This is a genomic window from Ideonella dechloratans (genome assembly GCF_021049305.1).
Taxonomy (GTDB): Bacteria; Pseudomonadota; Gammaproteobacteria; order Burkholderiales; family Burkholderiaceae_C; genus Ideonella; species Ideonella dechloratans.
Map to the genome: position 1 here is coordinate 3,070,287 of NZ_CP088081.1, position 21,112 is coordinate 3,091,398.

A 21,112-nucleotide genomic window follows, 5' to 3' on the forward strand; every position below is an offset into this window, starting at 1 on the left:
CCGAGCAAGGCGTGAACCTGCCCTGTCGGCCTGCTGTGACCCGTGGACACTATCACTGATGTTTCCAAGCCCACGCTTTCCGGCGTGGCGCGCGTGCTTGTTCATGGCGGCAAGCTGGCAGCGGCCCGCGCCGAGGAACTGGTGCGCAGCGCGAAGGAGAAGAAGGTCTCCTTCATCAGCGAACTGATGAGCTCGGGCGAACTCAGCCCGGCCCAGTTGGCACACGCCCTCTCCTCAGCCCTGGCCATCCCACTGCTGGATCTGGACGCGGTGGATGTCCAGCGCCTGCCCAAGAACATCATCGATGCCAAGCTGGTGGGGCAGTACCACGTCCTGCCTCTGAACAAGCGCGGCAGCCGTCTGTTTCTGGCCTGTGTCGATCCGACCGACCAGGAAGCCAGCGAGCGCATCAAGTTCGCCACCCAGTTGTCGCCCGAGTGGGTGGTTGTCGAGCACGACAAGCTCAGCAAGCTCATCGAGGGGCAGACAGGATCGGCAAACCAGGCGCTGGAAGCCATCAGTGCGGCCGACTTCGACTTCGAGGTCACGGAGGAGGACACCAGCTCGAGCGCACCGCCGGCCGACGTGGTGTCCGAAGTGGAGGATGCACCGGTGGTGCGCTTCCTGCAGAAGATGCTGGTGGACGCGATCAACATGCGCGCCTCCGACCTGCACTTCGAGCCCTACGAGTTCAATTACCGGGTGCGTTTCCGGGTCGACGGCGAGCTGCGCGAGATCACCCAGCCCCCGCTGGCGATCAAGGACAAGCTGGCCTCGCGCATCAAGGTCATCTCGCGCCTGGACATCTCGGAGAAGCGCGTCCCCCAGGACGGGCGGATGAAGTTGCGCTTCGGCAGCAAGTCGATCGACTTCCGGGTCAGCACCCTGCCCACGCTGTTCGGCGAGAAGATCGTGATCCGTATCCTCGATTCCTCCAGCGCCAAGCTGGGCATCGAGGCCCTGGGCTACGAACCTGCCGAAAAGGAACGCCTGCTGCACGCCGTGCACCGCCCCTACGGCATGGTGCTGGTGACCGGCCCGACCGGCTCGGGCAAGACGGTGTCCCTGTACACCTGCCTGAACATCCTGAACCAGCCAGGCGTGAACATCTGCACGGTGGAAGACCCGGCCGAAATCAACCTGCCAGGCATCAATCAGGTCAATGTCAACGACAAGGCCGGCCTGACCTTCGCCAGCGCCCTGAAGTCCTTCCTGCGGCAGGATCCGGACGTGATCATGGTGGGCGAAATCCGGGACCTGGAAACCGCCGACATCGCGATCAAGGCCGCGCAGACCGGCCACCTGGTGCTGTCCACCCTGCACACCAATGACGCACCGTCCACCCTCACTCGCCTGCTGAACATGGGCGTGGCCCCGTTCAACATCGCCTCGAGCGTGCTGCTGATCACCGCGCAGCGCCTGGTGCGCCGCCTGTGTGAAACCTGCAAGCAGCCGGCCGACTATCCGCGCGATGCATTGATCCGAGCCGGCTACGAAGAGAGCGATCTGGACGGCAGCTGGCGCCCGTACAGGGCTGTCGGCTGCTCGGCCTGCAACAATGGCTACCGCGGCCGGGTCGGTGTCTACCAGGCCATGCCGATCACCGAGGCCATCCAGCGCCTGATTCTCACCAACGGCTCGGCCGTGGATCTGGCGGAGCAGGCGCGACGAGAAGGCGTGCGCGACCTTCGACAGTCCGGCTTGGTGAAGGTCAAGCTGGGCGTCACCACCCTCGAAGAGGTGATTGCGGCCACCAACGACTGAGCCGCAACAGAACCGGCAACAGAACACACTCATCCATCAACCGTCGGGAGCGGTCGGAGGCTCAATGGCTACTGCAGCGGCAGCGAAGAACGTCAAGGACTTCACCTACGAATGGGAAGGCAAGGACCGCAACGGCAAGATCGTGCGCGGCGAAATGCGTGCCGGGGGCGAGGCCGCGGTCAGCGCCAGCCTGCGTCGCCAAGGGGTGATGGTTTCCAAGGTCAAGAAGCGCCGGACCTCGGGCGGCAAGTCGATCAAGCCCAAGGACATCGCGGTCTTCACCCGTCAGCTGGCCACCATGATGCGGGCCGGCGTGCCCCTGCTGCAGGCCTTTGACATCGTCGCCCGCGGCAGCGTCAACGCCCGGCTGACCCGCCTGCTGCTCGACATCCGGGCCGACGTGGAGACCGGCACGGCGCTGTCCTCGGCCTTCCGCCGGCACCCTCAGTACTTCGATGCGCTGTACTGCAACCTGGTGGAAGCCGGCGAGGCCGGCGGTATCCTGGAGCAGCTGCTGGCCCGCCTGGCCCTGTACCAGGAGAAGAGCCTGGCGCTCAAGCAGAAGGTCAAGTCGGCGATGATCTATCCGGTGTCGGTGCTGGTCGTGGCCTTCGTTGTCGTGACGGTGATCATGATCTTCGTGATCCCGGCCTTCAAGCAGGTCTTCACCAGCTTCGGCGCCGACCTGCCGGCCCCGACCCTGCTCGTCATGGCCATGAGCGACTTCTTCGTGAAGTACTGGTGGGCCATCTTCGGCACGATTTTCGGGGGCGGCTACATGTTCTTCCGCACATGGAAGCGCTCGGAGAAGATGCAGATGGTGATGGACCGGCTGCTGTTGCGCATGCCGATCTTCGGCGATCTGATCATGAAGTCGGTGGTGGCCCGCTGGACCCGCACCCTCTCGACACTGTTCGCCGCGGGCGTGCCGCTGGTGGAAGCCCTGGACTCGGTGGGTGGCACCGCCGGCAACGCCGTCTATGCCAAGGCCACGGAACAGATCCAGCGCGACGTCGCGGCCGGTACCGCGCTGACCCCCTCGATGACCACCACCGGCGTGTTCCCGAACATGGTGCTGCAGATGGCCGCCATCGGTGAAGAATCGGGCGCCCTGGACGACATGCTCTCCCGCGCCGCCGACTTCTACGAGGAGGAGGTGGACGAGATGGTCAAGGGCCTGTCCACCCTGATGGAGCCCCTGATCATCGTGATCCTGGGCGTGCTCATCGGCGGCATCGTGGTGTCGATGTACCTGCCGATCTTCAAGCTGGGTCAGGTGGTCTGAGGCATGGCGGGCAGTACCGAAACCCTGGGCTGGTGGCTCTCGCCCTGGGTGCTGGGCCTGCTGGGCCTGTGCGTGGGCAGCTTCCTGAACGTGGTGGCCCACCGCCTGCCGAGGATGATGGAGCGGCAATGGTGGGCCGACGTGGCCGCCCAGCTCTCGGATGCCGACTCCTGGCAACGGACCTTCGGGGACACGGCCCCGAAGCCGCTGGCGCCCACCTCGCAGGAACTGGAGCGCCGCCTGGAGGCGCTCGCCCCGCTGTCCCTGGCCCGGCCCGCCTCGCGCTGCCCGTCCTGCGGTCATGCCATCCGCTGGCACGAGAACATCCCGCTGCTGGGCTGGCTGAGACTGCGCGGCCGATGTGCCGCCTGCGGCACCCGCATCTCGGCGCGCTACCCGCTGGTGGAGCTGGTCACCGGTCTGCTGTTCGCCGGCCTGGCCTGGCGCATCGGCCCGCAGCCCGCGGTGCTGCTGTGGTGCGGTGTGGCGGCCACCCTGGTGGCCCTGACGGCCATCGACTGGGACACCACCCTGCTGCCGGACAGCCTCACCCTGCCCCTGCTGTGGGCCGGCCTGTGCGCCGCCGCCCTGGGCTGGACCTTGCCGGTGACCCAGTCCATCGCCGGTGCCGTGGTCGGCTACCTCTCGCTGTGGTCGGTGTACTGGCTGTTCAAGCTCACCACCGGCAAGGAAGGCATGGGCGCGGGCGACTTCAAGCTCCTGGCCGCACTGGGTGCCTGGCTGGGCTGGCAGGCCATCCTGCCCATCGTGCTGATGGCCTCGGTCATCGGCGCGGTGGTGGGCATCGGCATGAAGCTCGGCAACGCGCTTCGGGAGGGGCGCTACGTTCCCTTCGGGCCGTTCCTGGCCGGTGGCGGCCTGGTCGTGATGCTGGCCGGGCTGGATCGGGTGCTGGGCTGGATCGGGCAATGACGGGCCCCCGCCGCATCGGCTTGACCGGCGGCATCGGCAGCGGCAAGAGCACGGTGGCCCGCATGCTGGCCCGGCGAGGCGCCCATGTCATCGACACCGACGCCATCGCCCGCGCCCTGACCCAGCCCGGTGGCATGGCCCTGCCGGCAATCGAAGCCCGTTTCGGATCGGAGATGATCGGCAGCGATGGCGCCCTCGACCGGGCGCGCATGCGCGCCCTGGTCTTCGCACAACCAGCGGCCAAGCAGCAGCTGGAGGCCATTCTTCACCCGCTGATCGCCCAGGAGACCCAGCGCCAGGCCCTGGCGGCCGATCCGGCGCAACCGGTGGTCTTCGACGTGCCCTTGCTGGTGGAGACCGGTGCGCGCTGGCGCCGTCAGGTGGACCGGGTGCTGGTGGTGGACTGCAGCGAAGCGACGCAGCAGGCGCGGGTCCAGGCCCGCTCCGGCTGGCCCCCCACCCAGGTGACGCAGGTGATCCGGCAGCAGGCCAGCCGCGCGGCACGGCGGGCAGCGGCCGACGCCGTCATCGTCAACGACGACCTTGATCTGGCCGAACTGGAAACCGAGGTCGACGCTCTGTGGACGCTCGGCTTCTTCGGCGTGCCGGCCCTTGCCAGGCTGTGAAACAATCGACGCAGCATCCCACCGCCTGGAAGCCCCCACCTTGGTCCTGTACGAATACCCGTTCAACGAGAGCATTCGCACCATGCTGCGGCTTGAGCACCTGTTCAAGCGGCTGACGCTGCTGGTGCCACGCGACGAACCCGTGGACCACCATTTCGCGCTGGTGACCGTCTTCGAGATCATGGACGTGGCCTCGCGGGCCGACCTGAAGTCGGACGTTCTCAAGGAGCTGGAGCGCCACCGCGGCGTGCTGCTGGGCTACCGCGGCAACCCGCACATCTCCGAGGCAGCCCTGGACGAGGTCATCGGCCAGATCGACGAGGCCCACCAGGCCCTCAACAGCCAGGCGGGCAAGGCCGGCCAGGCCCTCACCGGCAACGAGTGGCTGATGAGCATCCGCAGCCGCATCAGCATCCCCGGGGGGACCTGCGAATTCGACCTGCCGGCCTACTACGCCTGGCAGCAGCACCCGGCCGAAGCCCGCCGCCAGGACCTGGCGCGCTGGATCGACTCGCTGTGGCCGTTGAAGAGCGGCCTGGACCTGCTGCTGCGCCTGCTGCGCGACAGCGGTGTGCCGCACCGCGTGGTGGCCACGGGCGGTCAGTACCAGCAGACGCTGCCCCAGGGGCGCACCTACCAGCTGCTGCGCCTGCGGCTGGATGAGACGCTGGACCTGGTGCCCGAGATCAGTGGCCACCGCCTGATGGTGTCCGTGCGGCTGATGCGGGCGGATACCGAGGGCCGGCTCAAGCCGTTCGGGCAGGATGCCGCCTTTGACCTCGCCCTGTGCAGCTGATCCCGTGACCAACCCGTCCCCTGCGCCTGCGCGCCCCCCGATCGACGTCAACTGCCCGGCGTGCGGCGAAAGAACCGTGTTCGCGCCCAGCAATCCCTACCGCCCCTTCTGCAGCGCGCGCTGTCAGGGGCATGACTTTGGCGCCTGGGCCAGCGAAAACTACCGTGTCGCCGCCACAGAAGCGGAACCCGGCGAAGGAGAACCTGCATGAACACCGCCGGACACCCCCTGCTGCAACGACGCCAACTGTTGCTGACGCTGGCCGCAGCCGGCGTGTTGGCCGGCTGTGCCGCGAACCAGCCCGAGACGCTGGTGCTCAAGACCTACCATGAGACGCTGAGCTCGCTGCTGCTGTCGCAGGACCGCCAGCACCTGGTGGTCATCGGCGAGCATCACCACTACATCTTCGACACCCCCCAGGCCCTGGTGGCGGCCCTGGAATCCCCTTTGCACGCCCGGATGGAGGGTGAACTGGGCCGCTTCTCCGTGTCGGCCGATGGTCGGACCGAAGGCGACTACGCGCTGCTCCTGCCCACCGATCTGGACGAGGCCGACCGCGCCCGGGCTGCGGCATTGGGCTTCCAGCCCGATCCGGCCCGGCCGGGGGGCTGGCGTCTGGCCGGCCACGTGGCCGGCCAGCGCTATCTGCAGGGCACCGTGAAGGCCAACCGGATCCGCACCACCCTCAACCACCCCTACACGGTGGAGATCCAGGCCGAGCAGCCGCGCAGCGAGCAGGTGGCCAATGCCCTGGTGACGCCCGTCACCACCGCTGCCAACGGCGTGAACCTGCTGTACTACGTGGTGCTGGCACCAATCCTCGTGCCCTTCGCGCTGATCAGCCGCGAACGCGCCAAGTGAACCTCCCGGATGACATGCCGCGGCTCTTGAAAGCCGCCGGACCATCCCTATAATGCGTTTTAGCACTCACTCGATGAGAGTGCTAACAAACGCAGCCCCTCAAGAAGGGTTGCACGTTCACTGAAGGAACAAGGCAGGTGTCCAGTGCACCCCGACCTTCTTCCCATTTGACTGTCCATGCTCCAAGGAGATGCAATGAAACTTCGTCCGTTGCACGATCGCGTGATCGTCAAGCGTCTGGAAAACGAGACCAAGACCGCTTCCGGCATCGTGATTCCCGACAACGCCGCCGAGAAGCCTGACCAAGGCGAAGTGCTGGCCGTGGGTCCGGGCAAGCGCAACGACAAGGGCGATTTCGTGGCCCTGAACGTTCAGGTCGGTGACCGCGTGCTGTTCGGCAAGTACTCGGGCCAGTCGGTCAAGGTCGATGGCGAGGAACTGCTCGTCATGCGCGAAGAAGACCTCTTCGCCGTGGTCCAGAAGTGATCATCTGATCCCTTCCGATCACTGTCTACCCATCCTGTACTGAATTCGGAGATATTCCAAAATGGCAGCAAAAGACGTCGTCTTCGGCGCTGACGCCCGCGCCCGCATGGTCGAAGGCGTGAACATCCTGGCCAACGCGGTCAAGGTCACCCTGGGCCCCAAGGGCCGCAATGTGGTCCTGGAGCGCTCCTTCGGCGCCCCCACCGTCACCAAGGACGGTGTGTCGGTCGCCAAGGAGATCGAGCTCAAGGACAAGCTCATGAACATGGGCGCCCAGATGGTCAAGGAAGTCGCTTCCAAGACCTCCGACAACGCCGGTGACGGCACCACCACCGCCACCGTGCTGGGCCAGGCCATCGTGCGCGAAGGCATGAAGTACGTGGCCGCCGGCATGAACCCGATGGACCTCAAGCGCGGCATTGACAAGGCTGTCGCCGCGCTGGTCGTCGAGCTGAAGAAGGCTTCCAAGGCCACCACCACCTCCAAGGAAATCGCCCAGGTCGGCACCATCTCGGCCAACAGCGACTCCGACGTCGGCGGCATCATCGCCGAGGCCATGGACAAGGTCGGCAAGGAAGGCGTGATCACCGTTGAAGACGGCAAGAGCCTGAACAACGAGCTGGATGTCGTCGAAGGCATGCAGTTCGATCGCGGCTACCTGTCGCCCTACTTCATCAACAACCCCGAAAAGCAAGTCGCCCTGCTGGACAACCCGTTTGTCCTGCTGTACGACAAGAAGGTCAGCAACATCCGTGACCTGCTGCCCACGCTGGAAGCTGTCGCAAAGGCCGGTCGTCCGCTGCTGATCATCGCGGAAGATGTCGAAGGCGAAGCCCTGGCCACCCTGGTGGTCAACACCATCCGCGGCATCCTGAAGGTCGTGGCCGTCAAGGCGCCGGGCTTCGGTGACCGTCGCAAGGCCATGCTGGAAGACATCGCCATCCTGACCGGTGGCAAGGTGATCGCCGAGGAAGTGGGCCTGTCGCTGGAGAAGGTGACCCTGGCCGACCTGGGCCAGGCCAAGCGCGTCGAAGTGGGCAAGGAAAACACCACCATCATCGATGGCAACGGTGCCGCTGCCGACATCGAAGCCCGCGTCAAGCAGATCCGCATCCAGATTGAGGAAGCCACCAGCGACTACGACCGTGAAAAGCTGCAAGAGCGCGTGGCCAAGCTGGCCGGCGGCGTGGCAGTGATCAAGGTCGGTGCCGCCACCGAAGTCGAGATGAAGGAAAAGAAGGCCCGCGTGGAAGACGCGCTGCATGCCACCCGCGCTGCCGTGGAAGAAGGCATCGTGGCCGGTGGTGGCGTGGCCCTGCTGCGCGCCCGTCAGGCCGCTGGCGAGATCAAGGGCGACAACGCCGACCAGGACGCCGGCGTCAAGCTGGTCCTGAAGGCCATCGAAGCCCCGCTGCGTGAGATCGTGGCCAACGCCGGTGGCGAGCCGAGCGTGGTGATCAACGCCGTGCTGGGTGGCAAGGGCAACTACGGCTTCAACGCCGCCAACGACACCTACGGCGACATGATCGAGATGGGCATCCTGGATCCGACCAAGGTGACCCGTACCGCGCTGCAGAACGCCGCTTCCGTCGCCTCGCTGATGCTGACCACCGAATGCATGGTCGCCGAAGCGCCGAAGGAAGAAGCCCCCGCGATGCCGGGCGGCGGCATGGGTGGCATGGGCGGCATGGGCATGGACATGTAAGCTGTCCTGCCTGAGCACCCTGCTCTCGCAAGCCACACAAGAGGCCACCTTTGGGTGGCCTTTTTCATGCCTGGCCCAAGCCACAATGACCCCATGCAACGCCTCCTGACCACCGCCCTGCTGCTGGGCTGCCTCCATGCCGCAGTCTGGGGCGCCACACCACCTCCGGCCCCGGTGGAGCCCGCGGAAACGGCGGCCTCCGCGCCGCGCCTCCAACGCCCCCGGGTCGGGCTGGTGCTGTCCGGCGGTGGTGCCCGCGGCATCAGCCATGTGGGCGTGCTGAAGGTGCTGGAGGAAAAGCACATCCCGATCGACGTGATCGCCGGCACCTCCATGGGCGCCATCGTCGGTGGCCTGTACGCCAGCGGCATGAAGGCCGACCAGATCGAGGATGCGTTCAAGAAGATCAACTGGACCAACCTGTTCTCCACCCGGGTGAGCCGGGAGGAACTGTCGCAGCGGCGCAAGGAACAGGACTTCGAGCTCAGCACCGCACTGGAACTGGGCTGGCGCGATGGCGAGTTCCGCGCGCCGCAGGGCGCCGTCTCCAGCCGAGGCTTGGATGCCCTGCTCCGGCGCTACACCCTGCCGGCACAGGAGATCAGCGACTTCAACCGCCTGCCCATTCCGTTCCGGGCTGTGGCCACCGACATGGAGACGGGCCAGCCGGTCATCCTCGACCAGGGCGACCTGGCCACGGCCCTGCGCTCCAGCATGAGCGTGCCCGGCGTGTTCCCGGCCACCGAGGTGAACGGGCGCATCCTGGGCGATGGCGGTCTGGTGGACAACGTGCCGGTGGATGTGGCCCGCGCCATGGGCGCGGACATCGTCATCGTCGTCAACATCGGCACGCCATTGGCAGGCCGCGAGACCCTGAACTCGGCCATCGGGCTCACGGCCCAGATGATCAACATCCTGACCGAGCAGAACGTGCGGCGCAGCCTGGATTCGCTGGGCCCGCGAGACATCCTGATCCAGCCCCGGCTCGGCAACCTGACCTCGGGCGATTTCGACAAGGTCGCCCAGCTGATCGACATCGGCGAAGCCGGCGCACGGGCCAGCGCCGACCAACTGGCCGCTCTGACCGTGCCCGCCACCTCGTACGCGGACTGGCAGCTCGCCACCCAGGCACCCAGTGTTCCGCCGACCCAGCTCGACTTCGTGGCCTTCAGCGGCAGCACGGCCACCAACCCCGGGCGCTTGCAGCCCCAGCTCCAGAGCAAGGCCGGCGAGCCCTTCGATCCGAGCAAGGCCGAACAGGACGCACGCTACCTGGCCGCCAGCGGAGACTATGTGCAGGCCGATTACCGCCTGGTCCACGACACGCGCGGCGATGGCCTGGTGTTCACGCTGGAAGACAAGCCCTGGGGCCCGACCTACCTGAACGCCGGCCTCGACCTGTCGACCGACTTCAGCGGCAACAGCGCCTTCAACGTCAAGCTCGCCCTCAACCGGCACTGGCTCACGCCCAACGGCACGGAATGGCGCGCGGCCGTGCAGATCGGCGAGGTGCCCCGTCTGTTCACCGAGCTCTACCACCCGCTGAACTGGAACATCGGCCTGTCCGATGACTGGTTCCTGGCAGGCTGGACCGATGCCCAGCGTGCCAAGCTCTCCGTCTTCAACCGCAACGGCGGTGACAAGATCGGCGAACTGCGCCGCTCGCAGCTGCGCGTCGGCCTGGACCTGGGCCAGCCCTGGGGCAACCTGGGCGAGGTGCGCCTGGGCCCGGTCTACGAAGCCACCCGCAGCGACCCGCTGCTGGCGGGCAGCACCGATGCCCTGGCCAGCACACAGGAAACCTGGCAGGAGATGGGCCTGCGGGGACGGGTGGTGGTGGACCAGCTGGACTATGCCAACTTCCCCCAACGGGGCTACCGCTTCGAAACCGAGGCCCTGGTCGGCACGCGCCACGCCAAGGACGGTGACAACAACCTGGCCTGGGTGGAGAGCCAGGCCACCGGTGCGGTGAGCTGGGGGCGCCAGACCCTCACCCTGCACGGTGAGGTGAAGGCCGCCAACACCGCCTCCGCGTCCGCCGTGGGGCGCTACAGCCTGGGCGGCTTCCAGCAACTCTCCGGCTACCAGCCGGGCCAGATCAGCGGCAACGCCCTGGTCTACGGCCGGCTGAACTGGTACATGCGCCTGGCCGAAACCCCGGTGTTCGCCCGAGGATTCTTCGTGGGCACCAGCGTGGAAGCCGGCAACGCCTGGCTGGACTACCACGACCTGCGGCTGACCGGCCTGCGCTATGGGGGAAGCCTCTTCCTCGGGGCCGACACGGGACTGGGCCCCATGTACCTGGGCCTGACCTGGGCCCCGCGGGGTGAGGCCGGGATGGCGCTGGTCATCGGCCGGCCCTGAGCCGGCGCGGACAGGCCGGAGTCAGTCCGCCGAGTCCCCGAGGTCGGCTTCGTCGGCGGCCTCGGTGGCATCGGTCGCCGGCGTCACCGCCGGGCCGGATTGCGGATGCACCCAGCCATGAACAGTCTCGGCCAGGTCCGCCAGCCCCTGATGCTTGGTGGCTGAAAACAGCAGCATGCCCACATCGGCCTGCTCGCTCACGCGAGCGCCCAGTTGCTCCTGCACGGCCGACAGCGCCGCCTGCTGCTCCCGGCGGTTGAGCTTGTCCGCCTTGGTCAGCACCACCAGCAACTTGACTTCGCCGGTGTTGATCCGCGGCGAAACGAATTCCAGCAGACGTTCATCCAGCGGTGTCAGCCCCAGGCGGCTGTCCACCAGCAGCACCACGCCGTTGAGGTTGCGACGCACCTCCAGGTAGTCGGCCATCACCTTCTGCCAGCGCACCTTCTCGGTCCGGGACACGGTGGCATAGCCGTAGCCCGGCAAATCCGCCAGATAGGCGTCAGGGGCATCTCGCGGCCCCAGGGCAAAGAGGTTGATATGCTGGGTGCGTCCGGGGGTTTTGGAGGCAAATGCCAGCTGTCGGCGTTGGGCCAGTGCATTGATCGCGGTGGACTTGCCGGCATTGCTGCGACCGACAAAAGCGATCTCGCCCAGATCCCCGGGCGGGAGCTGGTTGAGCTGGCTGGCCGTGGTCAGGAAACGAGCACTGTGAGCCCAGGCCAATGCAGGGTGTTTGAGTTCGGACAAATCCGAACGACTTTGGCTGGAGGTTTCACGCATGGCACATTCTAGAATTCCCTGGTTTGATTGCTGGCTTGCGCTGGCATGCCAACACCCACAAATTCCACAATCCCCGAGGCCCTCCGAATGAAGTCTCCTGTCGCGTTCGCCAGTTCCCTCGTGCTCGCAGCCCTGATGGCGGGTTCCGTTCATGCCGCCGAAGCTGCGGCCCCGTTCAAGCCGGATCTGGCCCGCGGTCAAGCGATTGCCGTGACCTGTGGCGCCTGCCACACCAACGACGGCACCCGTGGCCTGCCGACCTACCCCATTCTGCAGGGCCAGCACCCCGAGTATCTCGTCAAGCAGCTGACCGAGTTCAAGGCCAACAAGCGCGTCAACCCCATCATGAACGGCATGGCCGCCCCCTTGACCGAGGCCGACATGAAGAACGTGGCCGCCTTCTACGCCAGCAAGAAGCCGGTGGCCGGTGCTGCGAAGAACAAGGACACCGTGGCCCTGGGCGAGTTGATCTACCGTGGTGGCATCGCCGAGCGCAAGGTGCCCGCCTGCGCCGGCTGCCACGGCCCCAGCGGTGCCGGCATCCCGGTGCAGTACCCGCGTCTGGGCGGCCAGCACGCCGAGTACGTGGAAGCCCAGTTGACCGCCTTCCGCAGCGGCGCCCGCACCAACAGCCCGCAGATGATGGACATCGCCGGCCGCATGAGCGACGCCGAGATCAAGGCCGTGTCCGACTACGTGGCCGGCCTGCATTGAGCCCCGGCAGAATCAGCCGTGCCAGGCTGAAGGTTTCCTGAATTCCCCGTGAAAGGCCGGTCGCTGACCGGCCTTTGTCTTGTTGGCCCCACGGCCCCTGATAATCGCCGCATGACCGCCTCCCACGGAGCCTCGCTCTCCCTGCCCCAACGCGCCTGGCGTGACAGCCTGGAACTGCTGTCCTCGATGCGCTTTGCCATCACGCTGCTGTGCGTGATCTGCATTGCCTCGGTCATCGGGACGGTGGTCAAACAGAACGAGCCGCTGAACAACTACATCAACCAGTTCGGCCCCTTCTGGGCGGACGTGTTCGGCCGCTTCCATCTCTTCAACGTCTACAGCGCCCCCTGGTTCCTGCTGATCCTGGGCTTTCTGGTGCTGTCGACCAGCCTGTGCATCGCCCGCAACACCCCCAAGATCCTGAACGACCTGCGCAGCTTCAAGGAGCATGTGCGCGCCCAGTCGCTCAAGGCCTTCCACCACAAGGCCGAAGGCGAACTGGCCGCAAACGGCGACGTGGCGCTGCAGCAGGTGTCCGACCTGCTGGCCCGCCGCGGCTGGCAGGCACGCGCCCAGGTCCGCGAGGACGGCACCATGGTCGCCGCCCGCCAGGGTCGGCTCAACAAGATCGGCTACCTGGCGGCCCACTCGGCCGTCGTGCTGGTCTGCCTGGGCGGCTTGTTCGACGGCGATCTGGTGGTGCGCGCCCAGATGTGGCTGACCGGCAAGAGCACCTTCGAAGGCGGCGGATTGATCAAGGACGTCGCCCCGGAACACCGGCTGCCGGCCACCAACCCCACCTTCCGCGGCAACCTGTTCGTGCCCGAGGGCGGGCGCGCCGGCACCGCGGTGCTGAGCATGCCCAACGGCATCGTGCTGCAGGACCTGGACTTCGATGTCGAACTCAAGAAGTTCATCGTCGAGTACTACGACACCGGCATGCCCAAGCTGTTCGCCAGCAAGATCGTGCTGCACGACCACGACACCGGCGCCACCACCGAGGCCATGGTCAAGGTCAACGAGCCGGTGTTCCACCGCGGGGTGGCCATCTACCAGAGCAGCTTCGAGGACGGCGGTTCGCTGCTGGAGCTCACCGCCCAACCGCTGGCCGGCAACGGCCCGCCGCTGGTGTTCAAGGGCCGCATCGGCGACAGCCTGCCCCTGACCGGGGGGGGCGACAAGTACACGCTGGAGCTGACCGGCCTGCGGGTCATCAACGTCGAGAACCTGGGCGAGGCCAACGCCAAGGGCACGGATGTGCGCAAGGTGGACCTGGGCGGTGCCCTGGACAAGCACCTGGGCGCCGGCATCAACCCGGACAAGAAGAAGCAGTTGCACAACGTGGGGCCGTCCTTCACCTACAAGTTGCGCGACGCCAGCGGCCAGGCCCGCGAGTTCCAGAACTACATGCTGCCGCTGGAGATCGACGGCCAGCGCGTCTTCGTGATGGGCGTGCGCGAGGCCACCGACGAGAACTTCCGCTACCTGCGCATCCCGGTCGATGACCAGAACAGCATGAACGGCTGGCTGCACTTGCGCCGCGCCCTGGCCGACCCTGCGCTGCGCCGCCAGGCGGCCCAGCGCTATGCCGACAGCGCCACGCCGGCCAACCGCCCCGAGATGCGTGACCAGCTGCGGGTCACCGGCGAGCGCGCCCTGGCCCTGTTCGCCGGTGCCGAGAAGGCGGCCAAGTCCGACCCGGTCCCCGGAGGACTGGCCGCGCTGAGCCAGTTCATTGAAGGTACGGTGCCCCAGGCCGACCGCCAGCGGGTGGCCGATGTGCTGCTGCGCATCCTCAACGGATCGCTGTTCGAACTGGAGCAGATGGCGCGTCAGGCCGATGGCCTGGCACCGCTCCCGTCGGACGCCAGCACCCAGGCCTTCATGACCCAGGCGGTGATGGCCCTGTCGGACAGTTATTTCTACCCGGCGCCCCTGATGATGCAACTCAGCGGCTTCAACCAGGTCCAAGCCAGCGTGTTCCAGGTGGCCCGCGCCCCCGGCAAGAAGCTGGTCTATCTGGGTGCGGTGCTGCTGATCCTGGGTGTCTTCGCGATGCTCTACATTCGTGAACGTCGGCTCTGGGTGTGGCTGAGTCCCGCCGGCGATGGACACACCCGCGTTCTCATGGCCATGTCCACCCCGCGCCGCACGCTGGACATCGATGCCGATTTCAACGCCATGCGGCAGGACCTTCTCGGCCCGTCTGCCCTTTCCGGAGACACCACGCGATGACCACCACCACCCTCGCGGTCGGCAAGCCCGGCTGGTTCAGCCAGCGCGGCGCCTATGACTGGCTCTATGCCCTGTGCATCGTGCTGGGCGCCGGCTACGCCTTTCAGCGCTACGGCAGCTCGATGGACGTGTACGAGCGCGGCATCCTGCTGGGAGCCGTGCCCAGCCTGATCGGCCTGGGCTGGTTCTGGGGCCCGCTGCGCACGCTCAGCCTGGGCGTGGGGGCGGCCACCCTGCTGGCCATCTCGCTCTACAACCAGCATCTGGACAACTTCGGTGCCGATCTGGCCGCCGGCGACAAGGTCTTCCTGCTGAAGTACTTCCTGGCCAGCCAGAGCGCCATCATGTGGATGAGCGTGCTCTTCTACATGAGCACCCTGTTCTACTGGATCGGCTTCTTCACCCGCCAGGGCGGCGAGAACGCGCTGGGCCTGAAGGTGGGCTCCGGCCTGGCCTGGGCAGCGGTCTTCATGGCGCTGACGGGCACCATGGTGCGCTGGTTCGAGAGCCACCAGATCGGCCCGGACATCGGTCACATCCCGGTCAGCAACCTCTACGAGGTCTTCGTGCTGTTCTGCTGGCTGACCACGCTGTTCTACCTCTACTACGAAGCCCACTACAAGATCCGCTCGCTGGGCCCCTTCGTGATGCTGGTGGTCAGCGCCGCGGTGGGCTTCCTGCTCTGGTACACCCTGGTGCGCGATGCCCAGGAGATCCAGCCCCTGGTGCCCGCGCTGCAGAGCTGGTGGATGAAGCTGCACGTGCCGGCCAACTTCATCGGTTACGGCACCTTCGCCCTGGCCGCCATGGTCGGCCTGGCCTGTCTGCTCAAGGAATCGGCACCACGCTCGCTGTGGACGGGCCTGGTGGCGGTGCCCGGCGTGCTCGCCGTGGGCATTGCGGGCTACGCCGCCCTGGCCAGCGCCCCGGATGCCCCCGTGGACGCCGCCTGGAAGGCCGTGCGCCTGATCGGTGGCACCGCGCTGTTCTTCGCCCTGATGGTGTCCCTGCGTCGCCCGATCAACGCCAAAACCCCCACGCTGACCGTGATGGATGACGTCATGTACAAAGCGATTGCCGTGGGATTCGCCTTCTTCACGATCGCCACCGTGCTGGGCGCCTTTTGGGCGGCCGAAGCCTGGGGCGGCTACTGGAGCTGGGACCCGAAGGAAACCTGGGCCCTGATCGTGTGGCTGAACTATGCGGCCTGGCTGCACATGCGCCTGATGAAGGGCCTGCGTGGCGTGGCATCCGCCTGGTGGGCCCTGAGCGGGCTGGTGGTGACCACCTTCGCCTTCCTGGGCGTGAACATGTTCCTGTCGGGCCTGCACTCCTACGGCACCTTGTGAGACCGCACTGACAACGTGGAACAGGAGACCGTGTGATGAGCCAGATGATCGAGTTCAAGCGCCCCGACGGCCAGACCGCCCAGGGCTGGCTGGTGGAGCCGGCCCAGCCTCAAGGCGCGCCGGGCCTGGTGCTGATCCAGGAATGGTGGGGCTTGAACGATCAGATCAAGGGCGTGGCCCGAGCCTATGCCCAGGCCGGCTACCGCGTGCTGGTGCCTGACCTCTACCGTGGCCAATCCACGGTGGAGGCCGAGGAGGCCGAGCACCTGATGAACGCGCTGGACTTCGCCGACGCAGCCAGCCAGGACATCCGCGGTGCGGTGCTGCACCTGCAGGCCAGCGGCAGCACCAGGCTGGGCGTGACCGGCTACTGCATGGGCGGGGCGCTCACGCTGCTGTCGGCCTGCTTCTCGCCGGAACTGGCGGCCGCGGTGGCCTGGTACGGCTTCCCGCCGCTGGAATACATCGATGCCACCAAGATCCGCGCCGCGGTGATGGGTCACTTCGCGACGCAGGATGCCTTCTTCCCGGTGGCCACCGTGCCCGTGCTGGAGGCCAAGTTGAAGGACGCCGGCGTCTCCACGACCTTCCACACCTACGAGGCAATGCACGCCTTCGCCAACGAGACCCAGGTGGACCCTCACCGCGTGCCGACCAACCGCTACGACCCGGCCTGTGCCGCCCTGGCGATGGAGCGCACCCTGGCCTTCCTGCGCCAGCACCTGGGGTGAACTTGTCGGCGCCGGCCCGGTCGTAAGGTCCGGACGGCTGGCGCGACTCATGGAGAAGCCCTGCCATGGCGGCACGGCCGCCCTTCACGAGGATTCGCCATGCACCCCCTGAAAGACCGCGGTTTCCGGCACCCTGTTGCCTCGGACATCACGCCCCGAGATCTCTGGCAGAACCGCCGCCAATGGATGCAGGCCGCGGCCGCGGCAGGCATGGGCCTGGCGGGTCTGTCCAGCCTGAACGCCCAAGCCCAGGCCCTGACCGGCCCGGGCAAGCTGCCCAAGCTGGCCGCCGGCCGATCCGGCGTGGCAGGGGCCATCGTGATGGACAAACCCACGTCCTACGCCGACCTCACCCACTACAACAACTTCTACGAGTTCGGCACCGACAAGGGCGACCCCGGGCGCCTGGCCGACAGCCTGCAGACCCGGCCCTGGACGGTCACGATCGAAGGTGCAGTGCAGAAGCCGCGCACCTTCGGCATCGAGGATCTGCTCAAGCTGGCCCCGCTGGAGGAGCGCATCTACCGCCTGCGCTGCGTGGAGGGCTGGTCCATGGTGATTCCCTGGATCGGCTATTCGCTGTCGCAACTGATCAAGCAGGTGCAGCCCACCGGCAATGCCAAGTACGTCGAGTTCGTCTCACAGGCCAATCCGGCGCAGATGCCCGGCCTGCGCTCGGGCGTGCTGGACTGGCCCTACCGCGAAGGCCTGCGCATGGACGAGGCCATGCACCCGCTGACCCTGCTGGCCATGGGCCTGTACGGCGAGGTGCTGCCCAAGCAGAACGGCGCACCCGTGCGCCTGGTGGTGCCCTGGAAGTATGGTTTCAAGAGCGCCAAGAGCCTGGTGAAGATCCGCCTGGTCGAACAGCAGCCGGTCAGCAGCTGGACCCGGGCGGCGCCGGAGGAATACGGTTTCTTCTCCAATGTGAACCCGCACGTGGATCACCCTCGCTGGAGCCAGGCCACCGAACGCCGCATCGGCGAGGACGGCCTGTTCACCCGCAAGCGCCCGACGCTGATGTTCAACGGCTACGAGGCCCAGGTGGGTTCGCTCTACGCCGGCATGGATCTGAAGAAGTACTACTGATGGTCCAACGCTGGTTGTTGCACCCGGCGGCCAAGCCGGTGCTGTGGCTGTTGCTGGCCGCGCCTGCCGCGTCCCTGCTGTGGCGCGGCTTCCATGATGCCCTCGGCCCCAACCCCGCCGAGGCCCTGATCCGCGGTCTGGGCGACTGGACCCTGCGTCTGCTGTGCCTGACCCTGCTGGTCACTCCGCTGCGCACCTGGACCGGCTGGCACGCGCTGGCGCGCTGGCGGCGCAGCCTGGGCGTGACCACCTTCCTGTACGGCACCCTGCACTGGCTGGCCTACGCCTGGCTGGACCAGGGCCTGGACTGGGCGGCCCTGGTCCACGACGTGGCCAAGCGCCCCTTCATCCTGGTGGGCACGGCCGCCTGGCTGGCCATGCTCCCCTTGGCGGCCACCTCCTTCAATGCGGCCATCCGCGCCATGGGGGGACGACGCTGGCAGGACCTCCACAAAACTGTCTATGGCATCGCCCTGGCGGGCCTGCTGCACTTCTTCTGGGTCAAGGCTGGCAAGAACGATTTCGCCGAGGTCGCCCTCTACGGCATGGTCATCCTGGGCCTGTTGACCTGGCGCTGGCAGCGCTGGCGCATCGGGAATTGACCACCCCTAATCCGAAGGCGTCTTCATCGCCCGGAAACAAAGCGCAACGCTGAGAATCGGAACCCTTCGTTCGTTTTCGGGCCCGGACCGGGGCACGGAAGCGGTGTGGCCAGCGCGAATGTCCCACCGGGTGGTCGCGCGGCGCTCCTTTCTGGAAGTTCCGAACCATGCGTCACCTTGTCCTGGGAACCATCGCTGCACTGTGGGCTGCCGGCAGTCTGGCCGCCCCGGCGGCCTCCCCCCTGTCCGCCCAATTCAAGTCGGGTGATCTGCCCGACTTCGATGCCGCCCTGCAAACCCGTCAGTCGGCCCCCGCCTCGCTGCGCCAGACGGCCGATACCCAGGTGTCGCGTTTCGGCTTCCGCAGCCAGTACGACAGCCGCCTGGGTATGACCTTCCTGTGGGCCAAGAAGGGTGCCGAGGTGTCCACGCTGCGCAGCAGCCTGACCGGCCAGGCCCTGCATGAGGCCACGGCGCGCCACTTCCTGGCCCGTCACGCCAGCGCCCTGGGCCTGAGCCAGAGCGCCATCAACGACGCCCAGCTGTTCGACCACCAGGCCAGCGCCAATGGCCCGGTGATCCAGCGCTTCCGCCAGCGCGTGGGTGGTGTCGAGGTGTTCAACCGCGACATCAGCGTGCTGATGGACCGCAACAGCCGTCTGGTCGCGATCGGCGGCTACTTCGCCTCTCAGGCGGACGCCACCAGCCTGGCCGCCGCCAAGTACTCGCTGAGCGCGCCCCAGGCCATCGTCAAGGCCTTCGCCAACCTGGGCGGCAAGGTCAGCGGCAACTTCACCGCGGGCGCCACCAAGGGCGCCTACCGCACCTGGGCCCGCCCGGCCGGCCAGGGTGACCTGCAGCTGGAAGCCGACCCGCGCGTCAAGCCGGTGTTGTACGCCCTGAACGGCAAGATGGTGCCGGGCTACTACATCGAGCTCTCGGCCGCCACGCGTGACGGGGCCCGCCAGCTCGACTACGGCTATGTGGTCTCGGCCGAGGACGGCAGCGTGCTGTTCCGCAAGAACCTGACCACCTTCGAGACCGCCACGCCCTACACCTACCGCATGCTGGCGGACAAGTACGGCGTGCCGTACGACTCCCCGCTGGGCAACGGCATGGAGCCGTTCAAGAAGTTCGACTACACCAAGTCGGTGCCGCGCAAGGACGCCGCCTCGCGCCTGATCACCCAGTCGGCCAGCAACAAGATCTCGACCCAGGACCCGTGGCTGGCCAACGGTGCCACCTCGACCTCGGGCAACAACGTCAAGGCCTACCTGGACCTGGCGTCGCCCAACGGCTACTCCCCGGCCCGCGGCGACGTGATGGCCACCACCACCGCGGCCAACACCTTCGACTACCCGCTGCAGGGCGACGTGGACCCGAGCACCACCCCGGCGAAGAACGCGGCGGTGGTCAACCTGTTCTACATGAACAACTGGCTGCATGACTTCTGGTACGACCACGGCTTCAACGAAGCCGCCGGTAACGCCCAGGTCAGCAACTACGGCCGCGGCGGCGTCGAAGGCGACCCGATCCTGGCCGAAGGCCAGGACTACTCCGGCCGCAACAACGCCAACATGTCCACGCCCGCCGACGGTGGCTCGCCGCGCATGCAGATGTACCTGTTCGATGGTCTCGTCACCGGCGAATTCAAGGTGCTCGATCCGGCTTCCCTGGCGGGCAAGTTCACCTTCGGCACGGCCGCCTTCGGCCCGCAGAGCTTCGACCTGACCGGCACGCTGCAGCTGGTGGACGACGGCGTGGCACCCAACACCGACGCCTGCACCGCCCTCACCAATGGCGCCGCTGTGGCCGGCAAGATCGCCCTGATCGACCGCGGCAACTGCAGCTTTGCGGTCAAGGCCAAGATGGCCCAGGATGCCGGCGCCGTGGCGGCTGTGATCGTCAACAACGTGGCGGGCTCGCCCATCGCGATGGCCAGCGACAACACCACCACGGTCAGCATCCCGGCCATGATGATCAGCCTGGACGACGGCAACGCCGTGAAGGCATCGGCCGGCCCGGTGAGCGTGCACATGCAGCGCAACCCCGCGGTCGACCTGGACGGCACCATCGACGAAGGCATCATCGCCCACGAGTTCTTCCACTACGTGAGCAACCGCCTGGTGGGCAACGGCAGCGGCCTGTCCAACAACCAGGGGCGTGGCATGGGCGAGGGCTGGAGCGACTTCAACACCATGCTGCTGCAGGTGCGCCAGGACGACACCCAGGTCAAGACCAACCCGACCTGGAATGGTGCGTACTCGGTGGGCGGCTACGTGCTGGGCGACTACTACTTCGGCATCCGCCGTGCGCCTTACTCGACGGACTTCGCCAAGAACCCGCTGACCTTCAAGCACATCCAGAACGGCGTGGCCCTGCCCACCACCGCTCCGCTGGCCTTCGGCCAGGATGGCTCCAGCAACGCCGAGGTGCACAACACCGGCGAGATCTGGGCCAACGTGCTGTGGGAGGCTTATGCCGGCTTCCTGCAGGACGGCCGCTACAGCTTCAAGCAGGCCCGCAGCAAGGTGCAGGACTACATCATCGCCGGCCTGAAGATGACGCCCAACGCGCCGACCATGCTCGAAGCGCGTGACGCCATCCTGTCGGTGGCCGATGCCACGGACGACGCCGACTTCATGATCTGGGCCACCGCCTTCGCCAAGCGCGGCATGGGCCTGGGCGCCGTCGGTCCGGACCGCAACAGCACCGACAACGTCGGCGTGACCGAGAGCTACGTGGTCGCCACCCCGACCCCCTGAGTCGCACCGCGACCGCACCGAAAA

The 21,112-nt window shown here is 66.9% G+C and carries 18 protein-coding genes; 17 read left to right on the plus strand and 1 reads right to left on the minus strand.

Going from position 1 to position 21,112, the window contains the following annotated elements; translation table 11 throughout:
• Positions 1-42 precede the first annotated feature (42 nt).
• From pilB to LRM40_RS14250, 10 genes are all read left to right on the plus strand, one after another.
• Positions 43-1,764 (plus strand): type IV-A pilus assembly ATPase PilB, encoded by a 1,722-nt coding sequence (gene pilB / locus LRM40_RS14205; RefSeq protein ID WP_151124675.1) that lies wholly within the window; start codon positions 43-45, stop codon positions 1,762-1,764.
• Positions 1,765-1,828: 64 nt separating this feature from the next.
• On the plus strand, positions 1,829-3,049 hold the full coding sequence (locus LRM40_RS14210; protein WP_151124674.1) for a type II secretion system F family protein: 1,221 nt from the start codon (positions 1,829-1,831) through the stop codon (positions 3,047-3,049).
• Positions 3,050-3,052: 3 nt separating this feature from the next.
• A complete protein-coding gene (locus LRM40_RS14215; protein ID WP_151124673.1) occupies positions 3,053-3,982 on the plus strand; it encodes a prepilin peptidase in 930 nt (309 codons plus the stop codon).
• Complete coding sequence (gene coaE / locus LRM40_RS14220) at positions 3,979-4,608, plus strand: dephospho-CoA kinase (protein WP_151124672.1); 630 nt, start codon at positions 3,979-3,981, stop codon at positions 4,606-4,608. The genes LRM40_RS14215 and coaE overlap by 4 nt, the downstream gene beginning before the upstream one ends.
• Before the next feature lie 40 nt (positions 4,609-4,648).
• Positions 4,649-5,404 carry a cell division protein ZapD gene (gene zapD, locus LRM40_RS14225; RefSeq protein ID WP_151124671.1) on the plus strand — a complete coding sequence of 252 codons (756 nt, stop codon included), beginning with the start codon at positions 4,649-4,651 and terminating at the stop codon, positions 5,402-5,404.
• Positions 5,373-5,615, plus strand: a complete 243-nt coding sequence (locus LRM40_RS14230) for a DNA gyrase inhibitor YacG (protein WP_151124670.1) — start codon at positions 5,373-5,375, stop codon at positions 5,613-5,615. Before zapD ends, LRM40_RS14230 begins: the two co-directional genes overlap by 32 nt.
• On the plus strand, positions 5,612-6,265 hold the full coding sequence (locus tag LRM40_RS14235; protein ID WP_151124669.1) for a hypothetical protein: 654 nt from the start codon (positions 5,612-5,614) through the stop codon (positions 6,263-6,265). The genes LRM40_RS14230 and LRM40_RS14235 overlap by 4 nt, the downstream gene beginning before the upstream one ends.
• A 195-nt stretch (positions 6,266-6,460) precedes the next feature.
• The gene (groES, locus tag LRM40_RS14240) at positions 6,461-6,751 is read left to right on the plus strand and encodes a co-chaperone GroES (RefSeq protein WP_022980493.1); all 291 of its coding nucleotides are present in this window, start codon (positions 6,461-6,463) and stop codon (positions 6,749-6,751) included.
• Positions 6,752-6,812: 61 nt separating this feature from the next.
• The gene (gene groL / locus LRM40_RS14245) at positions 6,813-8,456 is read left to right on the plus strand and encodes a chaperonin GroEL (protein WP_151124668.1); all 1,644 of its coding nucleotides are present in this window, start codon (positions 6,813-6,815) and stop codon (positions 8,454-8,456) included.
• A gap of 93 nt (positions 8,457-8,549) precedes the next feature.
• Positions 8,550-10,820, plus strand: a complete 2,271-nt coding sequence (locus tag LRM40_RS14250; RefSeq protein ID WP_151124667.1) for a patatin-like phospholipase family protein — start codon at positions 8,550-8,552, stop codon at positions 10,818-10,820.
• Between the two features lie 21 nt (positions 10,821-10,841).
• Here LRM40_RS14250 and yihA read toward each other — a convergent pair whose 3' ends face one another.
• Complete coding sequence (yihA, locus tag LRM40_RS14255) at positions 10,842-11,603, minus strand: ribosome biogenesis GTP-binding protein YihA/YsxC (protein WP_151124666.1); 762 nt, start codon at positions 11,601-11,603, stop codon at positions 10,842-10,844.
• An 87-nt stretch (positions 11,604-11,690) separates the two neighbouring features.
• Here yihA and LRM40_RS14260 point away from each other — a divergent pair, with 87 nt between their 5' ends.
• The 7 genes from LRM40_RS14260 (at position 11,691) to LRM40_RS14290 (ending at position 21,088) form a co-directional block, all read left to right on the plus strand.
• Positions 11,691-12,317, plus strand: a complete 627-nt coding sequence (locus LRM40_RS14260) for a c-type cytochrome (RefSeq protein ID WP_151124665.1) — start codon at positions 11,691-11,693, stop codon at positions 12,315-12,317.
• A gap of 111 nt (positions 12,318-12,428) precedes the next feature.
• Complete coding sequence (locus LRM40_RS14265; RefSeq protein ID WP_231067563.1) at positions 12,429-14,552, plus strand: cytochrome c biogenesis protein ResB; 2,124 nt, start codon at positions 12,429-12,431, stop codon at positions 14,550-14,552.
• Positions 14,549-15,901: a c-type cytochrome biogenesis protein CcsB gene (gene ccsB, locus LRM40_RS14270; protein ID WP_151124664.1), complete on the plus strand. Its 1,353-nt coding sequence runs from the start codon at positions 14,549-14,551 to the stop codon at positions 15,899-15,901. The genes LRM40_RS14265 and ccsB overlap by 4 nt, the downstream gene beginning before the upstream one ends.
• Before the next feature lie 44 nt (positions 15,902-15,945).
• On the plus strand, positions 15,946-16,632 hold the full coding sequence (locus LRM40_RS14275) for a dienelactone hydrolase family protein (protein ID WP_151124682.1): 687 nt from the start codon (positions 15,946-15,948) through the stop codon (positions 16,630-16,632).
• Positions 16,633-16,731: 99 nt separating this feature from the next.
• Entirely contained in the window at positions 16,732-17,721 is a 990-nt protein-coding gene (gene msrP / locus LRM40_RS14280) for a protein-methionine-sulfoxide reductase catalytic subunit MsrP (protein ID WP_151124663.1), read from the plus strand.
• Complete coding sequence (msrQ, locus tag LRM40_RS14285; protein WP_151124662.1) at positions 17,721-18,323, plus strand: protein-methionine-sulfoxide reductase heme-binding subunit MsrQ; 603 nt, start codon at positions 17,721-17,723, stop codon at positions 18,321-18,323. Before msrP ends, msrQ begins: the two co-directional genes overlap by 1 nt.
• Before the next feature lie 167 nt (positions 18,324-18,490).
• A complete protein-coding gene (locus LRM40_RS14290; RefSeq protein ID WP_151124661.1) occupies positions 18,491-21,088 on the plus strand; it encodes a M36 family metallopeptidase in 2,598 nt (865 codons plus the stop codon).
• The last annotated feature ends 24 nt before the right edge of the window (positions 21,089-21,112 follow it).

Coding starts and splice junctions, on each gene's coding strand:
- LRM40_RS14210 (WP_151124674.1), top strand. CDS start 1,829: ATGGCTACTGCAGCGGCAGCGAAGAACGTCAAGGACTTCACCTACGAA.
- LRM40_RS14215 (WP_151124673.1), top strand. CDS start 3,053: ATGGCGGGCAGTACCGAAACCCTGGGCTGGTGGCTCTCGCCCTGGGTG.
- coaE (WP_151124672.1), top strand. CDS start 3,979: ATGACGGGCCCCCGCCGCATCGGCTTGACCGGCGGCATCGGCAGCGGC.
- LRM40_RS14230 (WP_151124670.1), top strand. CDS start 5,373: ATGCCGCCTTTGACCTCGCCCTGTGCAGCTGATCCCGTGACCAACCCG.
- LRM40_RS14235 (WP_151124669.1), top strand. CDS start 5,612: ATGAACACCGCCGGACACCCCCTGCTGCAACGACGCCAACTGTTGCTG.
- groES (WP_022980493.1), top strand. CDS start 6,461: ATGAAACTTCGTCCGTTGCACGATCGCGTGATCGTCAAGCGTCTGGAA.
- groL (WP_151124668.1), top strand. CDS start 6,813: ATGGCAGCAAAAGACGTCGTCTTCGGCGCTGACGCCCGCGCCCGCATG.
- LRM40_RS14250 (WP_151124667.1), top strand. CDS start 8,550: ATGCAACGCCTCCTGACCACCGCCCTGCTGCTGGGCTGCCTCCATGCC.
- yihA (WP_151124666.1), bottom strand. CDS start 11,603: ATGCGTGAAACCTCCAGCCAAAGTCGTTCGGATTTGTCCGAACTCAAA.
- LRM40_RS14260 (WP_151124665.1), top strand. CDS start 11,691: ATGAAGTCTCCTGTCGCGTTCGCCAGTTCCCTCGTGCTCGCAGCCCTG.
- LRM40_RS14265 (WP_231067563.1), top strand. CDS start 12,429: ATGACCGCCTCCCACGGAGCCTCGCTCTCCCTGCCCCAACGCGCCTGG.
- ccsB (WP_151124664.1), top strand. CDS start 14,549: ATGACCACCACCACCCTCGCGGTCGGCAAGCCCGGCTGGTTCAGCCAG.
- LRM40_RS14275 (WP_151124682.1), top strand. CDS start 15,946: ATGATCGAGTTCAAGCGCCCCGACGGCCAGACCGCCCAGGGCTGGCTG.
- msrP (WP_151124663.1), top strand. CDS start 16,732: ATGCACCCCCTGAAAGACCGCGGTTTCCGGCACCCTGTTGCCTCGGAC.
- msrQ (WP_151124662.1), top strand. CDS start 17,721: ATGGTCCAACGCTGGTTGTTGCACCCGGCGGCCAAGCCGGTGCTGTGG.
- LRM40_RS14290 (WP_151124661.1), top strand. CDS start 18,491: ATGCGTCACCTTGTCCTGGGAACCATCGCTGCACTGTGGGCTGCCGGC.